This window comes from Nitrobacter sp. JJSN (assembly GCF_051912485.1).
GTDB lineage: Bacteria > Pseudomonadota > Alphaproteobacteria > Rhizobiales > Xanthobacteraceae > Nitrobacter.
The window spans coordinates 1,039,200-1,062,214 of record NZ_CP196822.1; the positions used below are offsets into that span (position 1 = coordinate 1,039,200).

Below are 23,015 nucleotides of genomic sequence, written 5' to 3' on the forward strand. Positions count from 1 at the left end.
CGGCAGGCCAGTGAGCGAAATGCGATCGGCTAAGCCCGGTCACCAACCCTCACGCGGCGATAGCCGGCGCGACTAGTCTCTATGTCTTGCGGCAGCGCAATTCCGATCAACGTCGGACTGGCGTTACCATAGGGAGTACTGCCCATGTGCTCTTCATCAGGGTTGAAGTGCTGGTCCTGAACGGAATGTTCGGCACAGCGATTGGCCAATACGCCTGAGCTCTACCTGTGTCAAGCACATTTACCTATCCTCAGGGGAGGATCAATGATATCCCCCATGGAGGATAGGAGACTCGAATGCCGGACCATCCCCATTCTGCGATTGCCCGACGTCTGAAACGTGCCAATGGTCACCTTGAAAAGATTATCGAGATGGTCGAGCAGGGTCGGGCATGCGCTCAAATCGCGCAACAACTGCAAGCCGTGGAGAGCGCAATTGAAAATGCCAAAAAAGCACTCATTCACGATCATATCAGTCACAGCCTGGAGCAAACCCTCAGGGCGTCCGGCTCGACGGGCCGAGCGGCGCTGCGGGACTTCAAACTGGTTGCCAAATATCTATGACCAGCGACGGTGTGCGATGTCCTATGCGAGTTGTCCAACAGCCGTCGTCAACGCGTCTGTTGAGATCGTTTGGGCGCTTCTCGCCGACCCAGTCGGATGGGGACATGTCTTTGATGTGCGCATCAACAACGTGGACCCTCCAGGTCCTGCCGTGGCCGGTCAAAAAATTGTGGGCGAGACCGGCCCTCGCTGTTTCACATCAAACTCGCGTTTTGGGTCATAGAGGCCGATGCAGAGCACTATCGTCTCGTGATGGATAAAATTGCCACTTGGCGTTGTGGTTCGCGAAGGTCTCAAGTGCACATCTCGATGCCGATTATTGTCGCGTCGACTATCATTGCGGTTTTTATTTTCCGAAAGGGTGGCGGGGTACGCTGACACGTACTCATGAGCCGTGAAATGAATACCGGTCCTGTCGACTCGCTATCCTGTCTCAAGCATGCAGCGGGGTTGGGCTGTGTAGGCCGAACGAATGACGACCATCGGCGGTAAGAAGGAGCAGGCCATGATCGATCCATCTCCCGAACTTCCGGATGACATGTCCATGGCTAACGTGGAGCTTCCGCCCAAAGTGCAACAGGCACTCGCCGCGGCTGGCCTAACGACGGTGGGAGATGTACGGGAAGCGCCGGATACGAAGATCTTGCGAATCCGAGGCCTTGGGAAGAGTTCACTCGCCCTTCTCCGCAAAACGCTGGGGCTGCCATCTTCACAAGGGGTTCGCTGCGATACTACCCCAACACAGGCAAAGAACGACGATCGAAAGGGCTGAGGCCGTGCTCACAATCGAGACTGCAGCCGTCTCAGCCATGATCGGCGTGCGATTGATCGCAAAAATGGACGGTGGCTCCCGCCGGACCGCTTCTGGTCAGATCACAAGCCTATCAAATTGATGCGCCGCACATAATTCGGGCAGTTCCATCGCCACTAGCGGTCGTTAGCATTGCTGATAGTATGGCTTTACGAATCCCTCAGGCAAAGTCGTCCACCATCAATGAATGAGTGGGTGCGGGTATGTGGGCATTTTGCGAGCGGTTGTCGGCGATCGTGACCGGGGTTGGCCTGTTTTTGCTTTGCAATCAACCATGCACATTCGCTCGCGGCAGTCTGGTTGGACACGACGATCCCTGGAATTCGGAACATCTGGAACGCCTGCCGCCCGAGGTTCAAAATGCTGTCATCCGTATGTGCGGACATCCACCGCACGCGGGTCATTACTTTGCGACCTATTTCGACAACTCGCACGTGATGAAGCTGCACTTCGAGCATCTGCACTGTGATGGGCAGGCAATATTTTGCAGGGGAGGTAGTTGTCTCCATCAAGAATATGTTTCTACCAGAGGTCACTATCGGCTCATGAAGAGCTACTACGGTCGCAATGACGACTGACTTAGACCGATAGCGTCGTCCATAGTTTGCCAGCAAATATTCATCAAACTGGAATGATCCCCCGTCGCCGGCATCTGTGGGGGCAAATTGGGTATTTCAGTTTATCTGCAGCTTCTGTTCGAGGCGGATGACGAGACTTTTTTGCACACCGTCACGGCGGCCCGGTCCAAGGAACTCCGTTGGCTGCTGGCATCGACAAAGCATTGGCAGACTGCCGAAGTCGCGTTTGCTTGCGGTTTCGACAGCATCGCGTCGTCCGCAATTTCGCGTGCGCCAAGAAAGCGATTAATTGTTGATCAGATGGCGATCTGCCGGCCGATCTCGACGACCTGATCGCTGGGCAGGCTGAAAAAATCACTGACATGAACCGCGTTGCGCTCCATCATGGCGAACAGGCTTTCTTGCCAGGCGGGCAACCCCATGCGGTCCTCGCGGCGAACCACCGTTTCGTGACCGACATAATAGGTCACGTCATCGAAATCGACCGAGCAGCCGAGCGACTTGCTGGCCAGCAGCAACTCCGGGATATGCGGACGCTCCATGAAGCCGTAGCGGGCTTCGGCGCGCCAGACATTCGGGGCAACTTCCCGCAGGGTAATCCGCTGGTTCGACGCGAGCCGGGGAATTGGTAGAATCTCGACACGCAAAATGAACAGGTGTTCGTGCAACGCGCGGTTATGTTTGACGTGCCAGACCATCACGGGCGGCGTATCGCGCTCGGTCCGGGTCAGGAAGACCGCGGTTCCGGGCACCCGCGGAATGCGGCCGGACTGGATCTTGGCCATGAAATCCGTGATCGGAATCAGGGATTCGTGCATCCGCGCCACCACCTCGGTGGCCCCGCGGTGCCAGACCCACATCACTCCGTAGACGGCCATCGCGAGCAGCAGCGGGACATAACCGCCTTCGGCCACCTTTGTGAGGTTGGCCAGGAAAAAGGCGCCATCGATGGTCAGAAAAAATGCTGCGACAGTTCCCGCGGCAACGAGATTCCAGCCCCAGATATCGCGCATGGCGATGAACAGCAGAGCCGACGTCATCAGCATGGTGAGCGAAACGGCGATGCCGTAAGCGGCCGCCAGGTTGTCCGATTTGCCGAAGCCGATCGTCAGGCCGATGGTGACGATCATGAGCAGGAAATTGACGACACCCACATAGATCTGGCCGTAGCCTTCCGACGAGGTTTGCTTGATCCGCAGCCGCGGCAGCCAGCCAAGCTGAATGGCCTGGCGCGTCATGGAGAAGGCGCCGGTAATGATCGATTGACTGGCGATGATCGTCGCCACGGTAGCGAGAACGATCAGCGGTACCAACAAAGATGGCGGGCAGAGACGATAGAAGATGTTGTCATCGGTCGGCGCTCCGTCGAGGACGAGCGCAGCCTGTCCGGCGTAATTCAGGATCAGGGCTGGAAATACGATGGCGAACCATGACAGTCGGATCGGTCTCCTGCCGAAATGACCCATGTCAGCGTAGAGCGCCTCCGCACCGGTGACGCAGAGAAAAACGCCACCGAGTACCAGGAATCCGGTCACGCCGTGGAAGAACAGAAAAGTCAGCCCGTATCGCGGGTCGAGCGCGGCGAATACGGACGGGTGTTGCAGGATGCCCGATATACCCATGAGCGCCATAGCGACGAACCATACCAGCATGATCGGCCCGAAAGCCTTCCCGATTCTTGCCGTGCCATTCGATTGAACCGCGAACAGGGTAAGCAAAATCGTCACCGCGGCTGGAACGATGTAGGGTTGCAGAGCTGGCGTCGCGATGTTCACGCCCTCCAGCGCCGACAGAACCGAGATCGCCGGGGTGATAGCGCCGTCGCCGTAGATCAACGCGGCACCGAACAAGCCGACCGCCACAATGACCGGCCGCTGTTGTTTTTTGACACCCAACAAAGACATCAGAGCCAGAATGCCACCTTCGCCGTCGTTGTCGATGCGCATGGCAAAGGACACGTATTTCACGGTGGTGATAATGAAGAGCGTCCAGAGGACGAGCGAAAGCAGCCCCAAAACGACGCTGGCATCCGGCGCCTTGCCCGCCATGTTGAGAATAGTCTTGAACGTATAGAGCGGGCTGGTGCCGATATCCCCGAAGACGATTCCCAGAGCCGCTAAACTCAAACCCGGCAGATTGGCCTGAGGAGGCCGTTCGGCCGCTTCACTGCTGTTTGACATGCCAAGTCCTGCTCAAATGAGTTGCGCCAGTTGAATGCGCTTTTGATTTCACCGGGGCGGCACTTTCTGGAAAATCACAATTCAGTATAAGTAGAAGCTGGTCGGTAAAGGAAATTAGTTTGACACAGGTGGGGTCGCCGCTCGACAACGTAGCGGGCGGAGTTGGGGTCGACTATTCGACCGGCGCGTCGCCCGTCGCACATTGGCGACAGTCGTGCGTTGTAATCAGCAGGCCAACCGCCGCCGCTCGCCATGAACAGAGCAGTTGTATCCGCAAGACGATTGGCTTCCGATTGCGCGCGCATCACCGAGTCAACCAAATAAGTCTGTTGTGCGTTGAGTACGGCAAGCTGACTAACCCGGCCTGCATTCAGCTGCTTCTGAACGATATTGAGGTTGGCTTTCGCGGTGTCCTCCGCACGCACAGCGGCCTTCACCACGCGCGTGATTGCAGAGCCCACAAGGTATCCGCGACGTTCTGGAATGCTGTGATAACGGTGATACGATACTGAGCTTCGGTCCGCTCTGGTCAAGGCGGATCGGGAACGGCTCCGATCGACCCTCGCCAGCGCGCGGCGCGAAAAGGACGCGCGAAGCGAGTTGAGTAGGCAGCACGGCAGCGCACCAAACTCGTCGGCAGAAAATTCAACGAGGAAGAGCGACGGGCAGCGCGAGGATCATGACGTAGGGGCGCGTGCGGACCTATCGCGTTATCCACTCTCGCCGCGATTATGAGTTGTTTGGCGGCGATTGCGCGCGCTGACGAGGTGTCGAAAATCGCGACGTCGCCCGCATGCCGATTGGCTGGGTGCAATTCTATACGACGCAAGTGGGCGAGTGCGAGACGGTAGCCATGCGATTTTGTCGGTGAAGACCGATCGCGGGGAGTTCATCCTGGACAACATGACGGACAAATCCGGCTGTGGTCGAAGACGCCGTATCTTTACGACAAACACCTGTCGCGGGCCGGCCCGAACGTCTGGGTGTGGCTTAGCGATTCGCGGTCGGAACCCCGCCCATCGACCTTGGCCGAGGACAGGTGACAGGGTAAGGGAAGTTAATGAGCCGGACGAATCGGCTCTGATTCCTCGTTGGTGCTTAGGAGCGCTCGTTTCAGGCGCTAGACTAATGTGCCCACGGAAGCCATGGCAACAGTCCGCTCTGTTCGCTGACCGGTTTGGCTGTTGCCGTCGCTACGTCGAATTTCTCCTCAGGCGCCGCGGGGCCCTGTCTGTTCCACCAGCCACCGCCCAAGGCGACGTACAGGGCAGCCGTGTCGGATAAGCGGCTTGCCTGCGCTTGAACCACCTGGATCAAGGCCTGCAGGTAGGTCTGCTGCGCGGTGAGCAGCAAAAGCACGTTGGCATCGCCGGTCTGCATGCGCTGGCGCGCGAGATCGAGGCTGATCTTGGCGGCGCGCTCGAAGTCCCGCGCCGCCTTGAGCGTGTCGGCCTCGTTTCGCAGAGCGTGCAGGCTGTCCGCCACGTTCTGCAGGGCCAAGACGACCGTGTTGCGATAGGTCCATGCCGCCTGCTCATAGGTGGCCTCCGCCGCGCGGCTCTGATGCAGCAATGTGAACCCATCGAAGATCGTGTGGACCGCATTTGCTCCCACAGACCAGGCTATGTTGGGAGGCGAAATCAGATTGGCAAGTTCCAAGCTGGTGTAGCCACGGTTCCCATTGATGGTGAAGTTTGGGAGCATATTGGCGATCGCCACGCCGACCAGCGCACTTGCTGAATGCAACTGCTCCTCGGCCGCGCGCACGTCGGGGCGTTGCTGAACCAGCGTTGACGGCAAGCTCACCGGCAGGTCGGTCGGCAGGCGGAACAACGCCAGCTTGAAAGTCTCCGCCGGTTCCTCGCTCGGGAAGCGGCCTGCGAGGGCCGTAAGCAGATCCCGCTGCACCGCGAGTTGCTGTCGCAGCGGGGGCAGCGTGGCCTTTACCTGCGCGAGAGCCGCCTCCTGGGCAGCTACGTCGCTTCGGTTGGCATAGCCCGTCGAGAGCTGGCGGCGCATGATCTCGAGCATCTTGGTGTTGAGATCGATGATCTGAAGCGTAGCATCGATCTGCGCACGCAGGGATGCCTCCTGGATGGCTGCTACGACCACGTTCGAGGTGAGGGTGAGGTAGGCGGCCTCCACCTGAAAACGTTGCGCATCGGCCAGCGCCTGCTGCGACTCGACGCTGCGTCGATTGAGCCCCCACACGTCCAATGCATATGAAACGGCCACCTGGGCGGTGAAGACATTAAAAGGATTGATGGGATTCCCGTCCGGTCCGATCGGCGGCGAACCGAGAGGATTGTTCGGCGCCTGCTGGCGGGTCGGGTTGAAGCTGGCCTGGACGGTTGGGAAATATTTTCCTTGCTGTGCGTAGACCAGTTCCCTCGCGGAGCGGAGAGCGGCAAGTTGCGACTGCAGGTTGGGGTTGGCTTGCAGTGATTTCTCGACCAGTGAATTGAGCGCCGGCGACCGAAACAGCTGCCACCATTTGTCGGAGACGTCCCTATCTGTGGAAAAGCGCTGTGCCTGCCCCTGGCGGGCGTCAGTCGAGCTGGTTCGACTGGGCAATGGCGCCTTGCTGTAACGGTCAACGTCAGGAGCAGCCGGCACCTTGAAATCCGGCCCCACTGCGCAGCCCGCAAGCAGCACCGTGGCCGCCAGCGCGGCGGTAGCAGGAGAAAAATACCGGACGGGTCTGTTCGACATATGACTGATTGACCGTCCTGATCGCCTTGGCGCGCGGGGCCATCGCCGGCCAATCATTTCAGGTTAGCTGCCGCTTCGCTATGATCCCCTTGCCACAACTGGCAAAGATCGGCTGCGGGGGAAAGTGTGATTTATCACAGTAGACCGGTGGGGTGGCCCAGGGCCATTGTCCCGCGATTCTACGATTCAGGACATGATCCGTCCCTATGGCTCCCATCGGTAAAAATGGTCGAATCCGCGCAGCTCTTGCGGCTGCGGGCCTCGCTGGGGCGGCTTCTGCCTATCTGATCTGGCATGGTGACCGCATTGGTTTTGGCTTGGGGGCAACCAGCGCGAACGCCGAGCGGGCGAGCGTGGAGCAATCCCGCGATCCGCTGACCGTTGACTTGTCGGAATCACAGCTTTCCTGGGTCAAAGTCGAGCCAGTGGGCGAGCTGGCATTTCCGATTGAGAAACAAGCGGTCGGAACGATACAGTTCAACGGCGAGGTGTCCACCGATGTCTTCACACCCTATCCGGGCCGAATCATCGGCGCGTTCGCGAGAATCGGGGACGATGTCAGGCGGGGTGACACCCTGTTCACAATCGACAGCCCGGATCTTCTGCAGGCCGAATCGACGCTGATCTCCGCGGCGGGAGTGCTGCAATTCACGACCCGCAACCTGGCGCGTCTGAAGGAGCTCTATACGACGCGGGCGATCTCGCAGAAGGACCTCGATCAAGTCACCTCTGATCAGCAAGCGGCCGAGGGCGCATTGAGAGCGGCGCGCAACTCCGTGCGCCTGTTCGGTAAAAACGATGCGGAAATCGATCGTATCGTTTCCCAGCGTGTGGCCGAATCGGTCCTGGTTGTGCCGAGCCCGATCAGCGGCCGGATAACGGCGCGCAATGCGGCGCCCGGGCTGTATGTCCAGCCCGGAGGTGCGCCAGCGCCATTCACGGTCGCCGATATCGAATCCATGTGGATGCTGGCCAATGTGACCGAAGCCGACATTCCCGCGTTTCGCGTCGGCCAAGAGGTCGATGTTCGCGTGAGCGCTTTTCCCGGCCGCAAGTTCTACGGGAAGATCACGCGGATCGGCGAGATCGTCGATCCGACCACGCGTCGGGTGCTGGTTCGCTCCGAAGTTGCGAACCAGCAACACGAATTGAAGTCGGGCATGTTTGCGACCTTCGTCTTCAACACCGGCGATCCGGTTACATCTCCCGCGGTGCCGCTCGACGGCGTCGTGCGTGAGGGGGACGGCACCATGACTATCTGGGTCACTGCAGATCGACGTCGTTTCAAGAGACGGACCGTCCGGGTCGGCCTGCAGCGTGGGGGATATCGTCAAATCCTTGAAGGTGTTGTCACGGGTGAGTTGGTCGCCACCGAAGGGGCGTTGTTTCTCAGCAATGCGCTCGCGATGGCATCACGGTCATAAGCTTGCGCTACAGGCAAGATTGAGAGGAAGCTCGTGCTGAAAGGCCTGCTCGCTTTTGGATTGGCCCGCCGTCCGATCGTTCTCTTAGGTCTGCTGGTCTTTATAGGTGCCGGATTCTTTGCTTATTCCAAGCTGAATATCGAGGCCTACCCCAATCCGGCGCCTGTGATTCTCGAGATCACGTCACAGGCCCCCGGCCTCTCCGCCGAGGAGATGGAGCGCTACTACACGATTCCGATGGAGGTCGGTCTCGCCGCCACACCCGGCGTCAACGTCATTCGCTCGAACTCGTTCTACGGTCTGTCGTTTGTCCGCGTCGTTTTCAATTACGGCGTTGACTACTATTTTGCGCTGACCCAAGCCGCCCTCAACCTGCAGCAACGCGTCAGCCTGCCGAACAACGTGCAACCGACAATTCAGGGCGGGAGCCTGGTGGGCGAGATCTTCCGCTACCAGGTCGTCGGTCCTCCGAATTTCGGATTGACCAACTTGCGGACACTTCAGGACTGGGTCTTGGAGCGGCGGCTGCTGACGGTTCCCGGCGTTGTCCAGGTCAATACCTGGGGAGGCACAACCAAGGAATTCCAGGTCGAGGCCGATCTGAACAAGCTCGATGCCTATAACGTCACGCTGTCCCAACTCATCAGCGCAATCGGGAATGCCAACGTCAACGTAGGAGGACGCACGATCAATGTCGGCCAGCAGTCCGTGAATATTCGCGGCGTGGGTCTCCTCGACAGCGGCGGCGAGAAAGATTTCACGCAGGGCTATCGCGTCGGCGACATCGAGAACATTGTCCTGGCGCAATCGAACGGCACGCCGGTGCAGGTGAAGCATGTCGCGAAGGTGTCCGTCGGTTATCTGCCGCGACTCGGCAAGGCGGGCCGCGACAAAGAGGATGACATCGTCGCCTCGATCGTGGTCATGAACCGGACCCTACACACCAACGACGTGCTGCCGCGCGTCGAAGCGGAAATCGAAAAAATCAACAGCGACGGCACGCTGCCTCCCGGAGTCAAGCTTGTGCCTTACTATGATCGCGGGGCGCTGATATTGGTCACCACGCGTACCGTCCGGCACAATTTGATTTTCGGCTGCCTGCTGGTGTTTTTCATCCAGTGGATTTTTCTCGGCAATCTGCGAAGCGCCATTATCGTCGGCGTCAATATTCCATTTGCGTTGTTTTTCAGCATAATCATCCTTGTGCTGCGCGGGGAGGATGCCAATCTTTTGTCCATCGGCGCGGTCGACTTCGGCATTATTGTCGACTCCGCGGTCATTCTCGTCGAAAACATCTTTCGGAATTTCCAGGCCAGACCCGAGGAACGGGAGCTGCTCCTGCGTCAGCTTGCTGAGGGGCGGTTCGGTGCCGATCCGACTCGCGCTGGCGATGGCACGGGAACATGGACCGACCGCCTGCGCACAATTCTGGCCAGTGCCCTGCAGGTCGACAGGGCGGTCCTTTTCTCCGCTCTGATCACGGTGGCGGCTTTTGTGCCGCTGTTCACCATGCAGGGCGTCGAGGGCCAGATCTTCAGCCCAATGGCGAAGACCTACGGTTATGCGCTGGTCGGGGCGTTGATCGCCACCTTTACCATCACGCCGGTTCTGACATCTTATCTGCTCCCCGAGCATGTGGAGGAAGTCGAAACGATCGTTGTCCGGGTGCTGCGCAGGATTTACACGCCCGTGCTGCGCTGGTCATTGGCGCATCGCAAGATCATGGTCGCGGTCGGCCTTGGGTTTCTTGTTTTCGTTGGGCTGCTGATTCCCCGGCTCGGCACCGAGTTTCTGCCGCACCTCGAGGAGGGGAATCTCTGGATCCGTGCTACGATGCCGCCGACGATCTCGCTCGAAGCCGGCATGCCGATCGCAAACAGAATGCGGGAGATCCTGCTCAGCCATCCGGAAGTGACGACCGTGGTGACGCAGCATGGGCGACCAGATGACGGCAGCGATGCGGCCGGATTCAACAACCTGGAGATTTTCGCGCCGCTCAAGCCATTCGAGCAGTGGCCCAAAGGCGAGACGAAGGAAGATCTGATCAAGCGGGTTCAAGCCGAGTTTATCAATGAATTCCCCGGAATCGAGCTCAACTTTTCGCAGTATATTCAGGATAACATTGAAGAGCAGCTTTCGGGTGTCAAGGGCGCCAATTCCATCAAGATCATCGGCCGAGATCTGGCGACCCTGGAGCAGCTTGCGGGCCAGGTCATGCAGGAGATGAGTCAGATCAAGGGTGTGGCCGATCTTGGTATCTTTCATGTGCTTGGTCAGCCCAACCTGAACATCAAGATCGATCGGGAGAGAACGGCCCGCTATGGGCTCAATGCCGGCGACGTCAACAATGCCATTCAGGCGGCATTGGGCGGTGCTGTCGCGACGACGCTTCTCGAAGCCGAACGTCAATTCAATGTCACTGTGCGGCTCGCGCCCGAATACCGTGACGACATCGACAAGGTGCGAAACATCAAGGTTGGTTTTCAGACCGGCAACGGCACGAATGCTTACATACCCTTGAGCGAGCTCGCCGATATTTCGCTCGATACCGGCGCAAGCTACATCTGGCATGAGCGCAACGAGCGTTTCATTCCGGTCAAGTTCAGCGTGCGCGACCGCGATCTTGGCAGCACGGTCGAGGAAGCCCAGCAGCGGATTGCAGAGAAGATCAAGCTCCCGAACGGTTATCGTATCGCATGGGCCGGTGAGTTCGATTCGTTGCAGCAGGCAAAGGCGCGGCTTGCGATCATCGTGCCGGTCAGTCTCGGCATCATCCTTCTGTTGCTCTATGGCCTGTTCAATTCCCTGCGTGACAGCCTCATGGCACTGGCCGGGATTCCGTTCGCGGCTGGCGGCGGAATCCTGGCGCTCTATTTCTTCAACCTGGATTTCAGCATCTCCGCGGCGGTAGGATTCATTTCGCTCTTCGGCGTATCGGTCATGAACGGCATCCTGATCACGACCTATTACAATGAGGTGCGAGCCAGCGGCCAAGGAACGATTGATGCCATGTTCCATGCGGCCGAGCAGCGCATGCGTCCCATGTTGATGACGGCGCTTTCGGCCTGCATCGGCCTTTTGCCGGCGGCGGTCTCGACCGGTATCGGTAGCCAAGTGCAGCGCCCGCTCGCTGCCGTGGTCGTCGGCGGTATGTTCATCGGGCCCATCATCTTGCTTGTCGTTGTGCCGGCGCTACAGACCCTGCTCACGGGCAGGGAAGGTCCGCCAGCACCAGCCGCAGAGGCACCCGAGGAATAAGATGCCATATGGTTGGAGGTGTCATCGACCGGATCGGCCTGGGGTGAGGGGGAGCCGCTCGAGGTTTGGCTGCTGTCCTTTGACAACTGCGCTGCTCAGCGCCCTGATGATGCAGATGAGCATGGCACAGGGAGTCGCTCCCGCTCCGAGCAGTGGCGCGAGCGCGGAGCCAGTAGACACCAATATATCGGTCCAGTCTAATCGCGCGCCTAAGAGATCCGACAAGATCGGCGATGTGAAAACGATTGGCACGCATCAGGTGCAGCAGAAGTCATTACCCCGCACAGAGACCAAGGACACGGCACGTGCGATTGGCATGCCGAGGGCGGCAACCGCTGTCGGCGGCCCCAGCACTGTTCGCCCCGGTAGCGCAACCACAATCACCGGAACGGGCATGACTCGCCCCGGATCCGGTCCCGGCATGGTGCGAGGTTCCGTGAAAAGCCCCGGGACCATCGGCGGAAGCAGCTTTCGGCGCTAGGCGCTTGATCTGATAAAAAATGCTCACGTGGTGCCGCCTGCCGCGTATTGTCTGGCGGCGCCCGGGAACCTACGTTATTATCCCAGAGATAATTCTGGTTTGAGGTGTCGGCCCAAGAGGGTGGCGCCATGCCAAGAGTTCTATCGTCGGGTCCTGAGATTTCAGCTCGCCTGCGAATCGCGGCTATGCTGATGCGTGCGGTGTTCATCGGTATCTTAGTGGTGATCACGGCGCGTGTCAGCTTGCCGCAGAGTGAGCGGATCTGGAGCGTGTACGAGACACCGGGCGACCTCGTACGGTTGGCGCTGGGCGTGGTTTTTGGCGCCTGGATCGTGTACCACGTGTTCGTGGCCCCCAAGGATGCGGAAGCATACCGGATGTGGCTTTACATCAGCCTCGTCGCCGTGCCGTTCGCCTTGATTTGTCTGATCGCGGTTTGGTGATCCCGTCCAACTCAATTAGGGGTCGATCAAACGTCCGGCTGCGGCCTTGGTGACGGCCTCTGTACGAGTCGCGGCCCCGAGCTTGACCCGGGCGTTGTCGATGTGGAAATCGACCGTTCGCTTGGTCAGGCTGAGAATTTGCGCAACCTCTGCCGAAGTCTTACCCCGCGCGGCCCAGGTCAGGCATTCCACTTCCCTCTCATTGAGCGCAATGAGCTTCGGCCATAACTCCGTGCGCGCGACACCCGCAAGCCGTGCCGTAATGATGGTGGCCAGTCGCTCAAAATCGATGGGCTTGGTGACGTAGTCGTCGGCGCCGAGACGCCGGCCTTTGAGTTCGCTGTCCCGGTCGGTGAGCGCGGTTAGAAAGACAAAGGGCATTTTTGAAAACCGCGGTGCAAGGTCGATCAGGCGTTCGAGCAGTTCGAAGCCCGACATCATCGGCATGCTGATGTCCGACAGCACGAGGTCGGGCATGTCCCTGAGGATGGCGGCGAGCCCCTCGTGGCCGTCGTGGGCGAGGCTGGCCTCGTAACCAAGGTCGACCAGCTCTTCGGCGATCAAAGCCGCAGTTTCCCGGTCATCTTCGATGCACAGAATTCGTTTGCGTGTTTCAAACATCGAATTGAAGCTCTCAAACGCCGAGGCGTGCCGTGCAAAGGGCCTGGTCCTGCCGAAAACCCAATTTTCCAAACCTGTTATAATAGGTTCCTTCGGTTTGTGTCGTCAATCAACCCTGCAGGTCGGCCGATGTGGCAGCCACGTTCAGTTCGATTTCAGCTCGCGTCGGTGTTCGTATTTTTCTTCGCGCTCGCCGCGGCGCTCGGGCTGTTCAGCATCTCGCAGCTGAGCAATTTCAACAGGCTGTCTGCCGACGTCGCGGAGGTGTGGCTGCCGACAACCCGCGCTCTTGGCGACCTCAACAACTTCACGTCCGACTTCCGGGCAATTGAGGGGGCCCATCTTCTGTCATTGGAGTTATCCGAGGTCGCCGATACCGAAAAGGAAATGGAGGAACTGGACCGATTGATTGCGCAAGCGGAGCGCAATTTCGAGCGGATCCGGCACGATGCGACTGAAGACGAGCTCTATGTCAAGTTCAAGGAAAGATGGAACGAGTATCGGACGATCGTCAATAAGATGCTGGCGCTGTCGCGAAGCAATCGCAAAGCCGAGGCCATCGCAATCCATAAGGACAGTTCGCATGCTGTCTATAACGCCGTTAATGATTCGCTGGGCCAGCTTACCGATCGTGGGGTCGCCAACTCGCAGGCGGCGAGCGATCGTCTAGCCGTGGCCTACCGGCGCGCCTTCTGGCTGATCGTGCTTGCGATCGTCGTTGCTGGCATGATGGTTGCCGGCGGCCTCTATTACATCAGCCGCGTCATTTCGGCGCCGCTCCTGCAGCTCGCCGATCGCATGCATCGCCTTGTAGCGAGCGACACCAATATCGATATCCAGGGCACCGAGCGACGCGATGAGATCGGCGAGATGGCGCGGGCCACCGTGGTATTCCGCCACAATGCCATGGAACTGATGTACAGCCAACGTGTGCTCGCGCAGCAAGCATCCATGCTCAAAGAGCAATTGGAGCAGGAGCAGCGTCTGGCTCGGTTGCAGCGCAATTTCGTCTCGATGGCATCGCATGAGTTTCGTACGCCGTTGACCCATATCGATGGGCACGCGCGGCGCTTGCTCAAGATGAAGGACCGTCTACATCCCGACGAGGTTAGCGAACGTGCCGGCAAGGTTCGCGGCTCGGTGTTGCGGTTGACGCATTTGATCGACAATCTGCTCAATTCTTCGCGGCTGATTGACGGTGGGACCGCGCTCGACCTTCACCTGAGCAATATCGACCTGGCAGCTCTACTCCGCGAGGTATGTCAGCTGCATCGCGAGATCACGCCGGGATCATCGATCGTGGAGCGGTTTGGACCCGCGCCCTTACGTATGGTTGGCGATCCCAAGCTGCTATTTCAGCTGTTCAGCAACCTGCTGTCCAATGCGGTCAAATACTCGCCAGGTGGCGGTATCATTGAGATCAGCGCGGAAACGATCTCGGAGCAGATCGGGGTCTCCATTGCCGATTATGGAATAGGCATTCCTGCGAGCGATCTCGATCATGTGTTTGAGCGTTATCATCGCGGCAGCAATGTATCCGGAATCGTGGGAACCGGCGTGGGCCTTTACCTCGTCAAGATGGTGGCCGATTTGCATAATGGCGAAGTCGGCGTGCAAAGCAAAGAAGGCGAAGGGTCGCGCTTCACAATATCGCTACCGATCAGGGGCCGATTGAACGCTGATGCAGCTTCGCCGGCAGCCGCAACGTTCCCGTAACAGGCGTGACGTGTCGACCCAGGGCTTCGCGCTGGGAGAAGCCTACCAGTTCGACTGGAGCCATGAGGTTGTCCTGCTGCATGGCGTGACGGTGATCGTGAAGGTCGCTCATGTCCGGCTCAGTCATAGCCGGCTGCTGTTCGCTCGTGCCTATCCGCGCGAGACGCAGGAGATGGTGTTCGACGCCCACGACCGGGCGTTTGCTCTGTTCAAGGGTACCTGCGGCCGCGGCATCTACGGCGGGAGGAGTGATGCAGGGTTTCGTTCAGGGGGCGGATCGCCAGCACACGACGCTGTTGCCGGAGTGCCTTGATGATTGGGTCGGCGAGAGCAATTCTATTCGTGCGGTCGATGTGTTCGTGGATGCGCTGGAACTCCGCGACCTCGGATTCGATGGCGTCGATCCTGCCGCGACCGGCCGACCGGCGTACCATCCTTCACCAATGCTCAAGCTCTACATTTACGGCTATCTCAACCGGGTCCAATCGAGCCGGCGGCTGGAACGCGAGGCCGGCCGCAATCTCGAGGTGATGTGGCTGACCGGACGGCTCGCGCCGGACCACAAAACCATCGCCGACTTCCGCAAGGACAATGGTCCCGCGATCAGGAAAGTTTGCGCGCGATTTGTCGAGTTGTGCCGCAAGATTGGCGTGCTGGCGAAGGTCAGTGTTGCCATCGACGGCAGCAAGTTCAAGGCCGTGAACAGTCGCGACAACAACTTCACGCAGGGCAAGATCCAGCGTCGCCAGAAGCAGATCGAAGAGAGCGTGGCGCATGAGCCAACTCGATACCGTTGACCGCCGGATCGCGGCAGGAGAAGAGCCTTCGGAAACGGTGCTGCTGATCAAGACGCGGCTTAAGGAAAAGCTGGCGAGGCTCGAAGAAGAAGTGAAACGGCTGGCCGCGATTGAAAAGGCATTGCTCGCCTCGCCCGACAAGCAGATATCGTTGACCGATCCCGATTGCCGCTCGATGGCCACGAGCGGGCGCGGCTCTGGCATGGTCGCCTACAACGTACAAAGTGCGGTCGACACCACGAACCATCTGATTGTCGCGCACGAGGTCACCAACGTCGGCACCGATAGATCGCAACTGGCGAGGATGGCGCAGGCGGCGAAAGCCGCCGTCGTTGCGGATCGGGGCTATTTTAAAGGTGAGGAAATCCTGGCATGCGAACAGGCCGGGGTCGCGGTCACGCTGCCCAAGCCGCAAACCCAGGGAGCCAAGTCGGCAGGCCGTTTTGGTAAACCTGATTTTGTTTATTTGGCCGACGACGATGTCTACCGCTGCCCGGCCGGCGAGAAGCTGGCGCACCACTTCACCGCTGATGAAGATGGCCAGAAAATGCGGATTTACTTGACGAAGGCGTGCTGCAGCTGCCCGTTCAAGGATCGGTGTACAAGGTCCAACGAGCGCCGCATCAAACGCTGGGAACACGAACACGTCGTCGAGGCCGCGCAGACACGGCTCAATCAGAACCCGCAAGCCATGCGTGTGCGCCGCGAAACCGTCGAGCATCCGTTCGCCACACTGAAGATGCGGATGGGTGCGACGCACAATCTAATGAAGCGGTTTCCCAATGTCGCAACCGAAATGGCGCTGAACGTACTCAGCTACAATCTCACGCGTGTGCTGAACATCGTCGGTGTCAAGCCGTTGCTGGCAGCCATGCGAGCGTGACGCGCGGGCAGTGGATACAATGTCGATGCTGATGGCCGTTCCACCTTGCACCCAGGTGCATGGAGGTTGAAGCGAGACGCGGAACAGCAAAAATACTCTGAATCGCCGCGTTGGTGTCAGTCACTGTTGGTCGATAGCAGTTTGGGAATGCGGAACCGCGTTTTTACACAGCCTGGACCCAACGCGGACATCAGCCCGAAGCAAACTATTCCCGTCTATAGATGCTGCTGGTCGGACGTTAGGCGGGAATAATGCTAGATTCATCCACCCATCTTGGGCGGTGTAGGAGAGCGGCACAGGTTCAAAGTAGCAGAGGCGATTTTTGCATTTTCTAATCGAGCGGTTCACCGTTTTTGGCTTCGAGTTTCAATACTGGATGCCAATCTGCGCTGCCTTTGTCGCGGTTGCATTTGCCTTTAGCTGGCTGCACCCAAGCGATTGACTCCTCACCTTTGACGGCTGGAGTTTCGAAGGATTTTGTTTTCTGTGGTTTCGCGCACTGGATAACGTCAAGCAGTCAAGATGAAATGCCAACCTCCCTGGCTTTGGCTCCTCTGTGGATGCTAAGCCGATCTTCGGTCTGAACGGAGACAGTGTCAGTGGTCAACGCAGTTTCTGAGCCAACCTCGCGTGTGAGGCCGATTGCATTTTGGACATTGGCAGTAGGATCAATTGGCGTTGTTTACGGTGATATTGGCACCAGCCCGCTTTATGCCCTTAAGGAAAGCCTGAGCGCGGCATCTGCGGGGCATGCATTAACGGTGGATATGGTGGTTGGCGTCATGTCCCTCATGCTGTGGGCACTGACCATCATAGTCACGTTCAAATACGTTCTGCTCATTATGCGGGCAGATAACCACGGTGAAGGTGGCACACTCACCTTGATGGCCCTATTGCAGCGGGCGATGGGGCACAATTTTTTCATTCTCTCTTTGATGGGCATGGCAGGTGCTGCGCTATTCTATGGCGACGCAATAATTACTCCCGCTATTTCAGTTTTGTCCGCCGTGGAAGGACTCAAACTCGTCGCTCCGACTTTCGACCCGTTTATCCTTCCACTGAGCTTGGTAATCCTAATTGGCCTGTTTGTCGTTCAGAACTGGGGAACAGCTGCTGTTGCGGCTTGGTTTGGTCCGATCATGATGATCTGGTTCATCGTCATTGCCATTGGTGGCCTAATTAATCTCTTTGACGACATCCATATCCTCGCCGCCATCAATCCGATTTACGGTATCAAATTTCTAGCAGTCTGCTGAAAAACCGCTCGCGCGTGCGAGAGTTTGCTGATTCGATTTTCATCGTGAATCGGTGGAGGTTGGGATGCGCGGAGCCTTTGTGGATCAGGGCGGGTTGTTTTCGTACATCTCGCCGGAGGCGCGGGTGCCGCCGAACCATCCGCTGAGGAAGATCCGGGCGCTGGTCCGTGATGTGCTGGGCGAGTTGAACCGTAGCTTTGCCAGGCTCTATTCAAGTGAAGGGCGCCCCTCGATCGCGCCGGAGCAATTGCTCAGCGCGCTACTTCTGCAGGTGCTCTACGGCATTCGCTCGGAGCGCCAATTGATGGAGCAGTTGGACTACAATCTATTGTATCGCTGGTTCGTGGGGCTGTCGCCGGACCATCCGGTCTGGAACCCGACCAGCTTCACGAAGAACCGCGAGCGGCTGCAGAACGGCGATGTGTTCACGAAGTTCATGACCAGGCTTTTGAAACACCCTCAGGTCGAGCCGCTGCTCTCGGACGAGCACTTCTCGGTGGACGGCACGTTGATCGAGGCCTGGGCGTCACAGAAGAGCTTTCGTCCCAAGGATGGCCGCGATGGCGACGACGGCACGAACTTCCACGGTCAGACGCGCAAGAACGACACCCATGTCAGCACGAGCGATCCCGACAGCCGGCTCTACCGCAAGGCGGCCGGACGCGAGGCCAGGCTCTGCTACATGGGCCACGTCACCATGGAGAACCGGCATGGGCTGGCCGTGGCCGGCATCGTCACGCACGCGAGCGGCACCGCCGAGCGCCGCGCCGCGGAGATAATGCTCGAGGCCGAAGGCAGGAAAGCGGGTCGCCGCATTACCGCCGGTGCGGACAAGGCTTATGACACGGCCGATCATGTGGCCAATCTTCGCGCCATCGACGTCACACCGCATGTGACGCAGAACAATGGCATGGGCAAGACCGGCAGGCGCCGCCGGAGCGCTATCGACGCACGGACCACGCGCCATCAGGGCTATGGCATGTCGCAGACGCGCCGGGCGATGATCGAATGCATCTTCGGCTGGGGCAAGCAGCACGGCACGATGCGCAGGACCAAACATCGTGGCATTTGCCGCGTTGCCGCCGACTTCATGCTCAACTTGATCGCCTATAACCTGATCCGCGTTCCCAAACTGGTCACGGCATAACCGCGTCGTCGCCAGGACGACAACGACTGCAACGCGCCGCCGAATACACATCATCGCGATGAGGCGTTCCGAGGATCATCGAAGCGGTCAATTTTGGCTTTTTCAGCAAACTGCTAGTCAATCACGGTCATGCCGGGCTTCTCGCGCTGGGCGCGGTATTTCTTACCGTGACCGGGGCCGAAGCGCTGTATGCGGATATGGGGCACTTCGGCAGGAAACCGATCCAGACGGCATGGCTGATCGTAGTTTTCCCGGCGTTGACGCTCAATTATCTTGGGCAAGGTGCATTGCTACTCTCGCACCCGGAGAAACTCGAGAATCCGTTTTTCCTGCTTTATCCAGACTGGGCATTGTTACCAATGGTGGTGTTGGCAACAGTCGCTACAATCATTGCCAGCCAAGCTGTGATTTCAGGAGCGTTCTCGCTTACACAGCAGGCCATCCAACTTGGACTACTGCCCCGCATGGAGATTCGGCGAATGTCGGAGACCGAGAAGGGTCAAATCTACATCCCTCGTGTAAACTGGTTGTTGTTGGTCCTGGTTCTCTATCTCGTGTTTGCATTCAGGTCGTCGAGCGCGCTGGCTTCTGCTTACGGCATAGCAGTCACTGGCACGATGGTGATCACCAGCATCATGGCATTCTTCGTGATGTGGAAATGCTGGCAATGGTCCCCCGGCACAGCGGCTGTCGTAATCGCACCGTTTATTGTAGTGGACACAATTTTCTTGATGGCAAACTTGCTGAAGGTCGTTGAGGGCGGCTGGATACCGCTGGCCATCGGCGCAGGTCTCATGACCCTTATGCTGACGTGGCGACGGGGTACGCAAATCCTTCGCGATAGAACGAGGAGGGATGAAGTTCCGCTCGGCGACATTATTCAAACGCTTTCAAGTTCATCGTCAATACACCGCGTATCCGGGACGGCGGTATTTCTGACGGGTCATCCGGATTCCACTCCCACTTCCCTCCTTCACAATCTGAAGCACAATAAAGTTCTGCATGAACACAACGTAATTCTGAACGTCATCACTGAAGATATGCCGCGTGTCGCCGCAGCTGATCGTACCTCATTGGAAGCACTTTCGGATCGCTTCACCCGTATCACGCTGCGGTTCGGTTACATGGAAAGTCCAAATGTACCAAAAGCGTTAGTGGCTTGTCGCCCGCTAGGGCTTAAGTTCGACGTTATGAACACGTCGTTCTTTTTGTCGCGAAGGTCGCTTCGACCGGCTCCGCATTCCAAAATGCCGCACTGGCAAGATAAGCTATTCATCAATCTTGCTCGCTCTGCCGTCGATGCGAGTCGTTACTTCAGTATTCCATCGGGTCGTGCCGTCGAAGTCGGAACTCAGATTACGATCTGAAAATCATCAAACCTCCAAGGCGCTATGCGTTGCGGGGCCAGTTGCCGTTAGCCGCGCCAACGAGGCCTACTGTCCGTCGTCAGATAATTTGAGACAGATGGCGGGCTGATTTAGTGGAGGCTCTGGCCCATCTTGTTTGTCATTTTAGGCTGCAGCTTTGCGATGTAGCAAGCGCCGCTGTTCGATCGTCTTTCGCTTGATCAACACCGACCTTGCGCCGATACGTTGTGAACGTCCGCGATGCTGGAGATGAGCGCGGATGTGTTGGTGTATATTCCACCCAGGTGAACCAACCTCTAGAAAACTCCAGGCAATAGCCGGTAGCGAACGCGCGCCGCGAAATCGCGATACCGTTGATCCTGACATAAGATGCGCTCTTCACGCAAAATTCGGACAATTTGGATTGCGAGCCCGATTGCATAGAGGAACGCGTTTAATAGGGACGGCATCGCCAGTAGCAACCCGACATGTGTGATGGTGTATCCGGCATAAATTGGATGACGAATGAAGCGATAAGGTCCGCTCACCTTCACGCCTCGATTTGCCGCGACTAGTCCAAAACTGAAACCCAGTATTAGTTTTCCCGAAACCTGAAGAAACATCCCGGAGACGATGATTGCAAGGCATACAGCGGGTGCGATCAATGGGTTTGCAAGCGCGGGTCCGATGAGCAGGGGTGCGCTCATTCCCGCCAGGCCGATTAGCCAATCTGATGGCCTGTCTGACATTGTCGTTGAAGGGCGGCGCATCATAACAAGGAGAAACGGAACCGTTTCAGAGATGAAAAGCAATGCCTTAATGAGGTCGGGCGAGGCTGCAAACCTAAGCAGCACGTTATATACAAAATGACCATATAACGCTGCCATAATGATGCGCTCGGTCAAATCAAGCATGATCGCTTTTTTCGACAGAACTGATGGAGCGTCAGTGTTAGCCGGGACGCGGCGCAATGATTGCTGGGACGCGTATTGGTTGACCGGGTGGATCGTCATTGAGTACCTGCGGCCAGTCTGTATCGCAGCACACCCGACTAGGTACGCCGTTTGAAGTACCTTGGACCAATGCTTCTAACGTGCAGTTAATGGCCCATTTAGGTAATAAGACCGTGCGGCTCTCGCCAAGATTCTTCGTCTGCCTAAAGAGTAGCAGCCACGACGTTGCAACCGGAGTAGGGCCGATTGGTCATAGCGTTGCATGGTGTGTTGGCGCCGGGAGTTGCTGACCAAGGCTTGATCCACGGCACCGCGCTGGCTCCCAGTTCGGCAACAATGCGCGCCGACACTTCCGGGTAAATGTCGCGTTTCATTGGGGGTATCCGATGGCTGTAGGTGATGCGACCAGGAAGGTCGAGGTGCCTACAGCCGCGTCGGGGCCTCACGTAGCGCCCGTCAAAATCACCCTCCGGGGGTGCATGGACAAGGCTCCTGTCTCTCTCGCGTGCAGAGCCGACTGAGCCGCGCTCCGTTTCCGCCTGCCGCACTGTCGTTCCACGAAAGCGTGAAGCCGACAGAACCATCGGGGACAACGTCGCGGCTGCGTCCGGTCTTCTTCGCGCGCAATTCGGAGAGCTTGATCGATTGCGACGGATGAAGCCCATAACTGGATGCAAAATCGATCAGACTTCCGAGGTGAGTGAGATGCCGATTGATCGTTGCTGGTTCTGCGCCGCGCTCGTTTTCCGGACGACTACGTCCGGCGGCAATTAGTTTGGCGATGGGTTTGGCCCGGTCCTTCGCAGACTTGCCATAGCTTTTTGGCAGTTCGAGTAGCACGTCGCGGAAGGTGGCAAAGTCCCGTTGCGTCAAGCGGGCGAACTCATCGTGCCCAACAACCCGAGCCAGCAGCCGCGCAGACTGGCGCATTTGGCGCGCGGTCTTTGCGGTCCACTCTTGTGACTTTTCACGGATAGCGGCGAGCTTGTTGGCGAGCCCCGTGATGGTAGCCGGGGCCGCGGCGATGCCGGTCGCCGAGGACATTGGTACCGGTACGGCAGCGGAGATCGGCGCGGCTTGTGGGACTGCCTCGGCAGTCCGCGGGGCCACGGGTCCAGGGCGTGCGTCAGCAAGCGCGCAGGATTCTGAGCTGACAACGGCGATATCCTCCGCCAGCGTCGAGGACCAGCGCGGCGCGGTGTTGAGGCAGGCGGCGGCCATGCCACGGTAGAATGCGGTCTCCGTTTGCGCGAGGACTACGGCGCTCGGGGCGACCCCAGATGCATGCTCCGCTAGGAGCTTTCGGAGCTTGTCGAGGCGGGGCGGCACCAGACCGTTCGCACGCAGGACTGCCAAGGTCATCTCGACTTGAGCGGCGTCGGCCGGCGGCACCCGGCACTCCTGCAGGAGACTGTCGTCCGGACCGGACAATTCGGCAGCACGGCCGCGCTCGGCAAGCAGATGGTAGACAGCGCCGACGATCCGGTCGGCTCGCTCGCCGCTCATCGGCTCGGGGTGTGGCCGGGCGCGGTCGGCGATGACGTGGAGTTCGAGTTTTTGTGCGTGGCGCTTCGCCACGCTGACGAGGATCGCTTTGACCTCGTCCGGGCGCAACAGCGCCCGCTTCGCCTGCTCGAACAACTCTTCGCTCATCATCGTCAGCTCCGCGCCGATCCGGCGCGCCTTGTCCTGATCCTTGGTGCCGAGGCTGACGGCGAGGACCCTGCGGCGATCACCCGCAGCGCCTAGCGGCAGGCGACGGCGCCAGTAGTAGACGGCGCCGCGGCGGGACACATGGGTCAGGAAGGGCATGTGCAACATCCATTGGTGACAGGGATGTGCAGCA

General features: G+C 58.6%; 15 protein-coding genes and 4 pseudogenes. 11 read left to right on the forward strand and 8 right to left on the reverse strand.

Features of this window, described 5'->3' with window-relative positions; genetic code table 11:
• The first annotated feature begins 296 nt into the window (after nt 1-296).
• Nucleotides 297-563, forward strand: a complete 267-nt coding sequence (locus tag ACSZOQ_RS05090) for a metal-sensing transcriptional repressor (protein ID WP_439924933.1) — start codon at nt 297-299, stop codon at nt 561-563.
• A gap of 472 nt (nt 564-1,035) precedes the next feature.
• Nucleotides 1,036-1,335, forward strand: coding sequence for a DNA-directed RNA polymerase subunit alpha C-terminal domain-containing protein (locus ACSZOQ_RS05095; RefSeq protein ID WP_439924934.1), 300 nt, complete (start codon nt 1,036-1,038; stop codon nt 1,333-1,335).
• 188 nt (nt 1,336-1,523) lie between these two features.
• Here the strand turns inward: ACSZOQ_RS05095 and ACSZOQ_RS05100 are convergent, their stop codons facing one another.
• The 4 genes from ACSZOQ_RS05100 to ACSZOQ_RS05115 all read right to left on the reverse strand — a co-directional run bounded on the left by ACSZOQ_RS05100 (nt 1,524) and on the right by ACSZOQ_RS05115 (nt 6,844).
• Nucleotides 1,524-1,883 (reverse strand): hypothetical protein, encoded by a 360-nt coding sequence (locus ACSZOQ_RS05100; RefSeq protein ID WP_439924935.1) that lies wholly within the window; start codon nt 1,881-1,883, stop codon nt 1,524-1,526.
• 365 nt (nt 1,884-2,248) lie between these two features.
• A complete protein-coding gene (locus ACSZOQ_RS05105; protein ID WP_439924936.1) occupies nt 2,249-4,132 on the reverse strand; it encodes a potassium transporter Kup in 1,884 nt (627 codons plus the stop codon).
• Nucleotides 4,133-4,206: 74 nt separating this feature from the next.
• Nucleotides 4,207-4,593: a hypothetical protein gene (locus ACSZOQ_RS05110; RefSeq protein ID WP_439924937.1), complete on the reverse strand. Its 387-nt coding sequence runs from the start codon at nt 4,591-4,593 to the stop codon at nt 4,207-4,209.
• Between the two features lie 664 nt (nt 4,594-5,257).
• A complete protein-coding gene (locus ACSZOQ_RS05115; RefSeq protein WP_439924938.1) occupies nt 5,258-6,844 on the reverse strand; it encodes an efflux transporter outer membrane subunit in 1,587 nt (528 codons plus the stop codon).
• 206 nt (nt 6,845-7,050) lie between these two features.
• Here ACSZOQ_RS05115 and ACSZOQ_RS05120 point away from each other — a divergent pair, with 206 nt between their 5' ends.
• The 3 genes from ACSZOQ_RS05120 (at nt 7,051) to ACSZOQ_RS05130 (ending at nt 12,450) form a co-directional block, all read left to right on the forward strand.
• The gene (locus ACSZOQ_RS05120) at nt 7,051-8,268 is read left to right on the forward strand and encodes an efflux RND transporter periplasmic adaptor subunit (protein ID WP_439924939.1); all 1,218 of its coding nucleotides are present in this window, start codon (nt 7,051-7,053) and stop codon (nt 8,266-8,268) included.
• A 33-nt stretch (nt 8,269-8,301) separates the two neighbouring features.
• Nucleotides 8,302-11,526, forward strand: a complete 3,225-nt coding sequence (locus ACSZOQ_RS05125) for an efflux RND transporter permease subunit (RefSeq protein ID WP_439924940.1) — start codon at nt 8,302-8,304, stop codon at nt 11,524-11,526.
• A 609-nt stretch (nt 11,527-12,135) separates the two neighbouring features.
• Nucleotides 12,136-12,450 (forward strand): hypothetical protein, encoded by a 315-nt coding sequence (locus ACSZOQ_RS05130; RefSeq protein ID WP_439924941.1) that lies wholly within the window; start codon nt 12,136-12,138, stop codon nt 12,448-12,450.
• 15 nt (nt 12,451-12,465) lie between these two features.
• Here ACSZOQ_RS05130 and ACSZOQ_RS05135 read toward each other — a convergent pair whose 3' ends face one another.
• On the reverse strand, nt 12,466-13,014 hold the full coding sequence (locus ACSZOQ_RS05135; protein ID WP_439924942.1) for a response regulator: 549 nt from the start codon (nt 13,012-13,014) through the stop codon (nt 12,466-12,468).
• A 186-nt stretch (nt 13,015-13,200) separates the two neighbouring features.
• Between ACSZOQ_RS05135 and ACSZOQ_RS05140 the strand changes: the two genes are divergently transcribed.
• From ACSZOQ_RS05140 to ACSZOQ_RS05165, 6 genes and pseudogenes are all read left to right on the forward strand, one after another.
• Nucleotides 13,201-14,787 (forward strand): sensor histidine kinase, encoded by a 1,587-nt coding sequence (locus tag ACSZOQ_RS05140; RefSeq protein WP_439924943.1) that lies wholly within the window; start codon nt 13,201-13,203, stop codon nt 14,785-14,787.
• Nucleotides 14,788-14,812: 25 nt separating this feature from the next.
• Nucleotides 14,813-15,043, forward strand: a pseudogene (locus ACSZOQ_RS05145) (IS21 family transposase); the annotation flags it as partial.
• Nucleotides 15,039-16,467, forward strand: a pseudogene (locus ACSZOQ_RS05150) (IS1182 family transposase). The pseudogenes ACSZOQ_RS05145 and ACSZOQ_RS05150, both read left to right, overlap by 5 nt.
• A 599-nt stretch (nt 16,468-17,066) precedes the next feature.
• A pseudogene (locus ACSZOQ_RS05155) lies at nt 17,067-17,711 on the forward strand (KUP/HAK/KT family potassium transporter); the annotation flags it as partial.
• A gap of 76 nt (nt 17,712-17,787) precedes the next feature.
• The gene (locus tag ACSZOQ_RS05160; protein ID WP_439922884.1) at nt 17,788-18,870 is read left to right on the forward strand and encodes an IS5 family transposase; all 1,083 of its coding nucleotides are present in this window, start codon (nt 17,788-17,790) and stop codon (nt 18,868-18,870) included.
• Nucleotides 18,871-18,938: 68 nt separating this feature from the next.
• Nucleotides 18,939-20,237, forward strand: a pseudogene (locus ACSZOQ_RS05165) (potassium transporter Kup); the annotation flags it as partial.
• A gap of 296 nt (nt 20,238-20,533) precedes the next feature.
• Here the strand turns inward: ACSZOQ_RS05165 and ACSZOQ_RS05170 are convergent.
• The 3 genes from ACSZOQ_RS05170 to ACSZOQ_RS05180 form a co-directional block, all read right to left on the reverse strand.
• Nucleotides 20,534-21,229, reverse strand: coding sequence for a methyltransferase family protein (locus ACSZOQ_RS05170; RefSeq protein ID WP_439924944.1), 696 nt, complete (start codon nt 21,227-21,229; stop codon nt 20,534-20,536).
• Nucleotides 21,230-21,372: 143 nt separating this feature from the next.
• A complete protein-coding gene (locus ACSZOQ_RS05175) occupies nt 21,373-21,543 on the reverse strand; it encodes an ArdC-like ssDNA-binding domain-containing protein (RefSeq protein WP_439924945.1) in 171 nt (56 codons plus the stop codon).
• A gap of 88 nt (nt 21,544-21,631) precedes the next feature.
• A complete protein-coding gene (locus ACSZOQ_RS05180; protein WP_439924946.1) occupies nt 21,632-22,981 on the reverse strand; it encodes a DUF6538 domain-containing protein in 1,350 nt (449 codons plus the stop codon).
• Between the last annotated feature and the right edge of the window lie 34 nt (nt 22,982-23,015).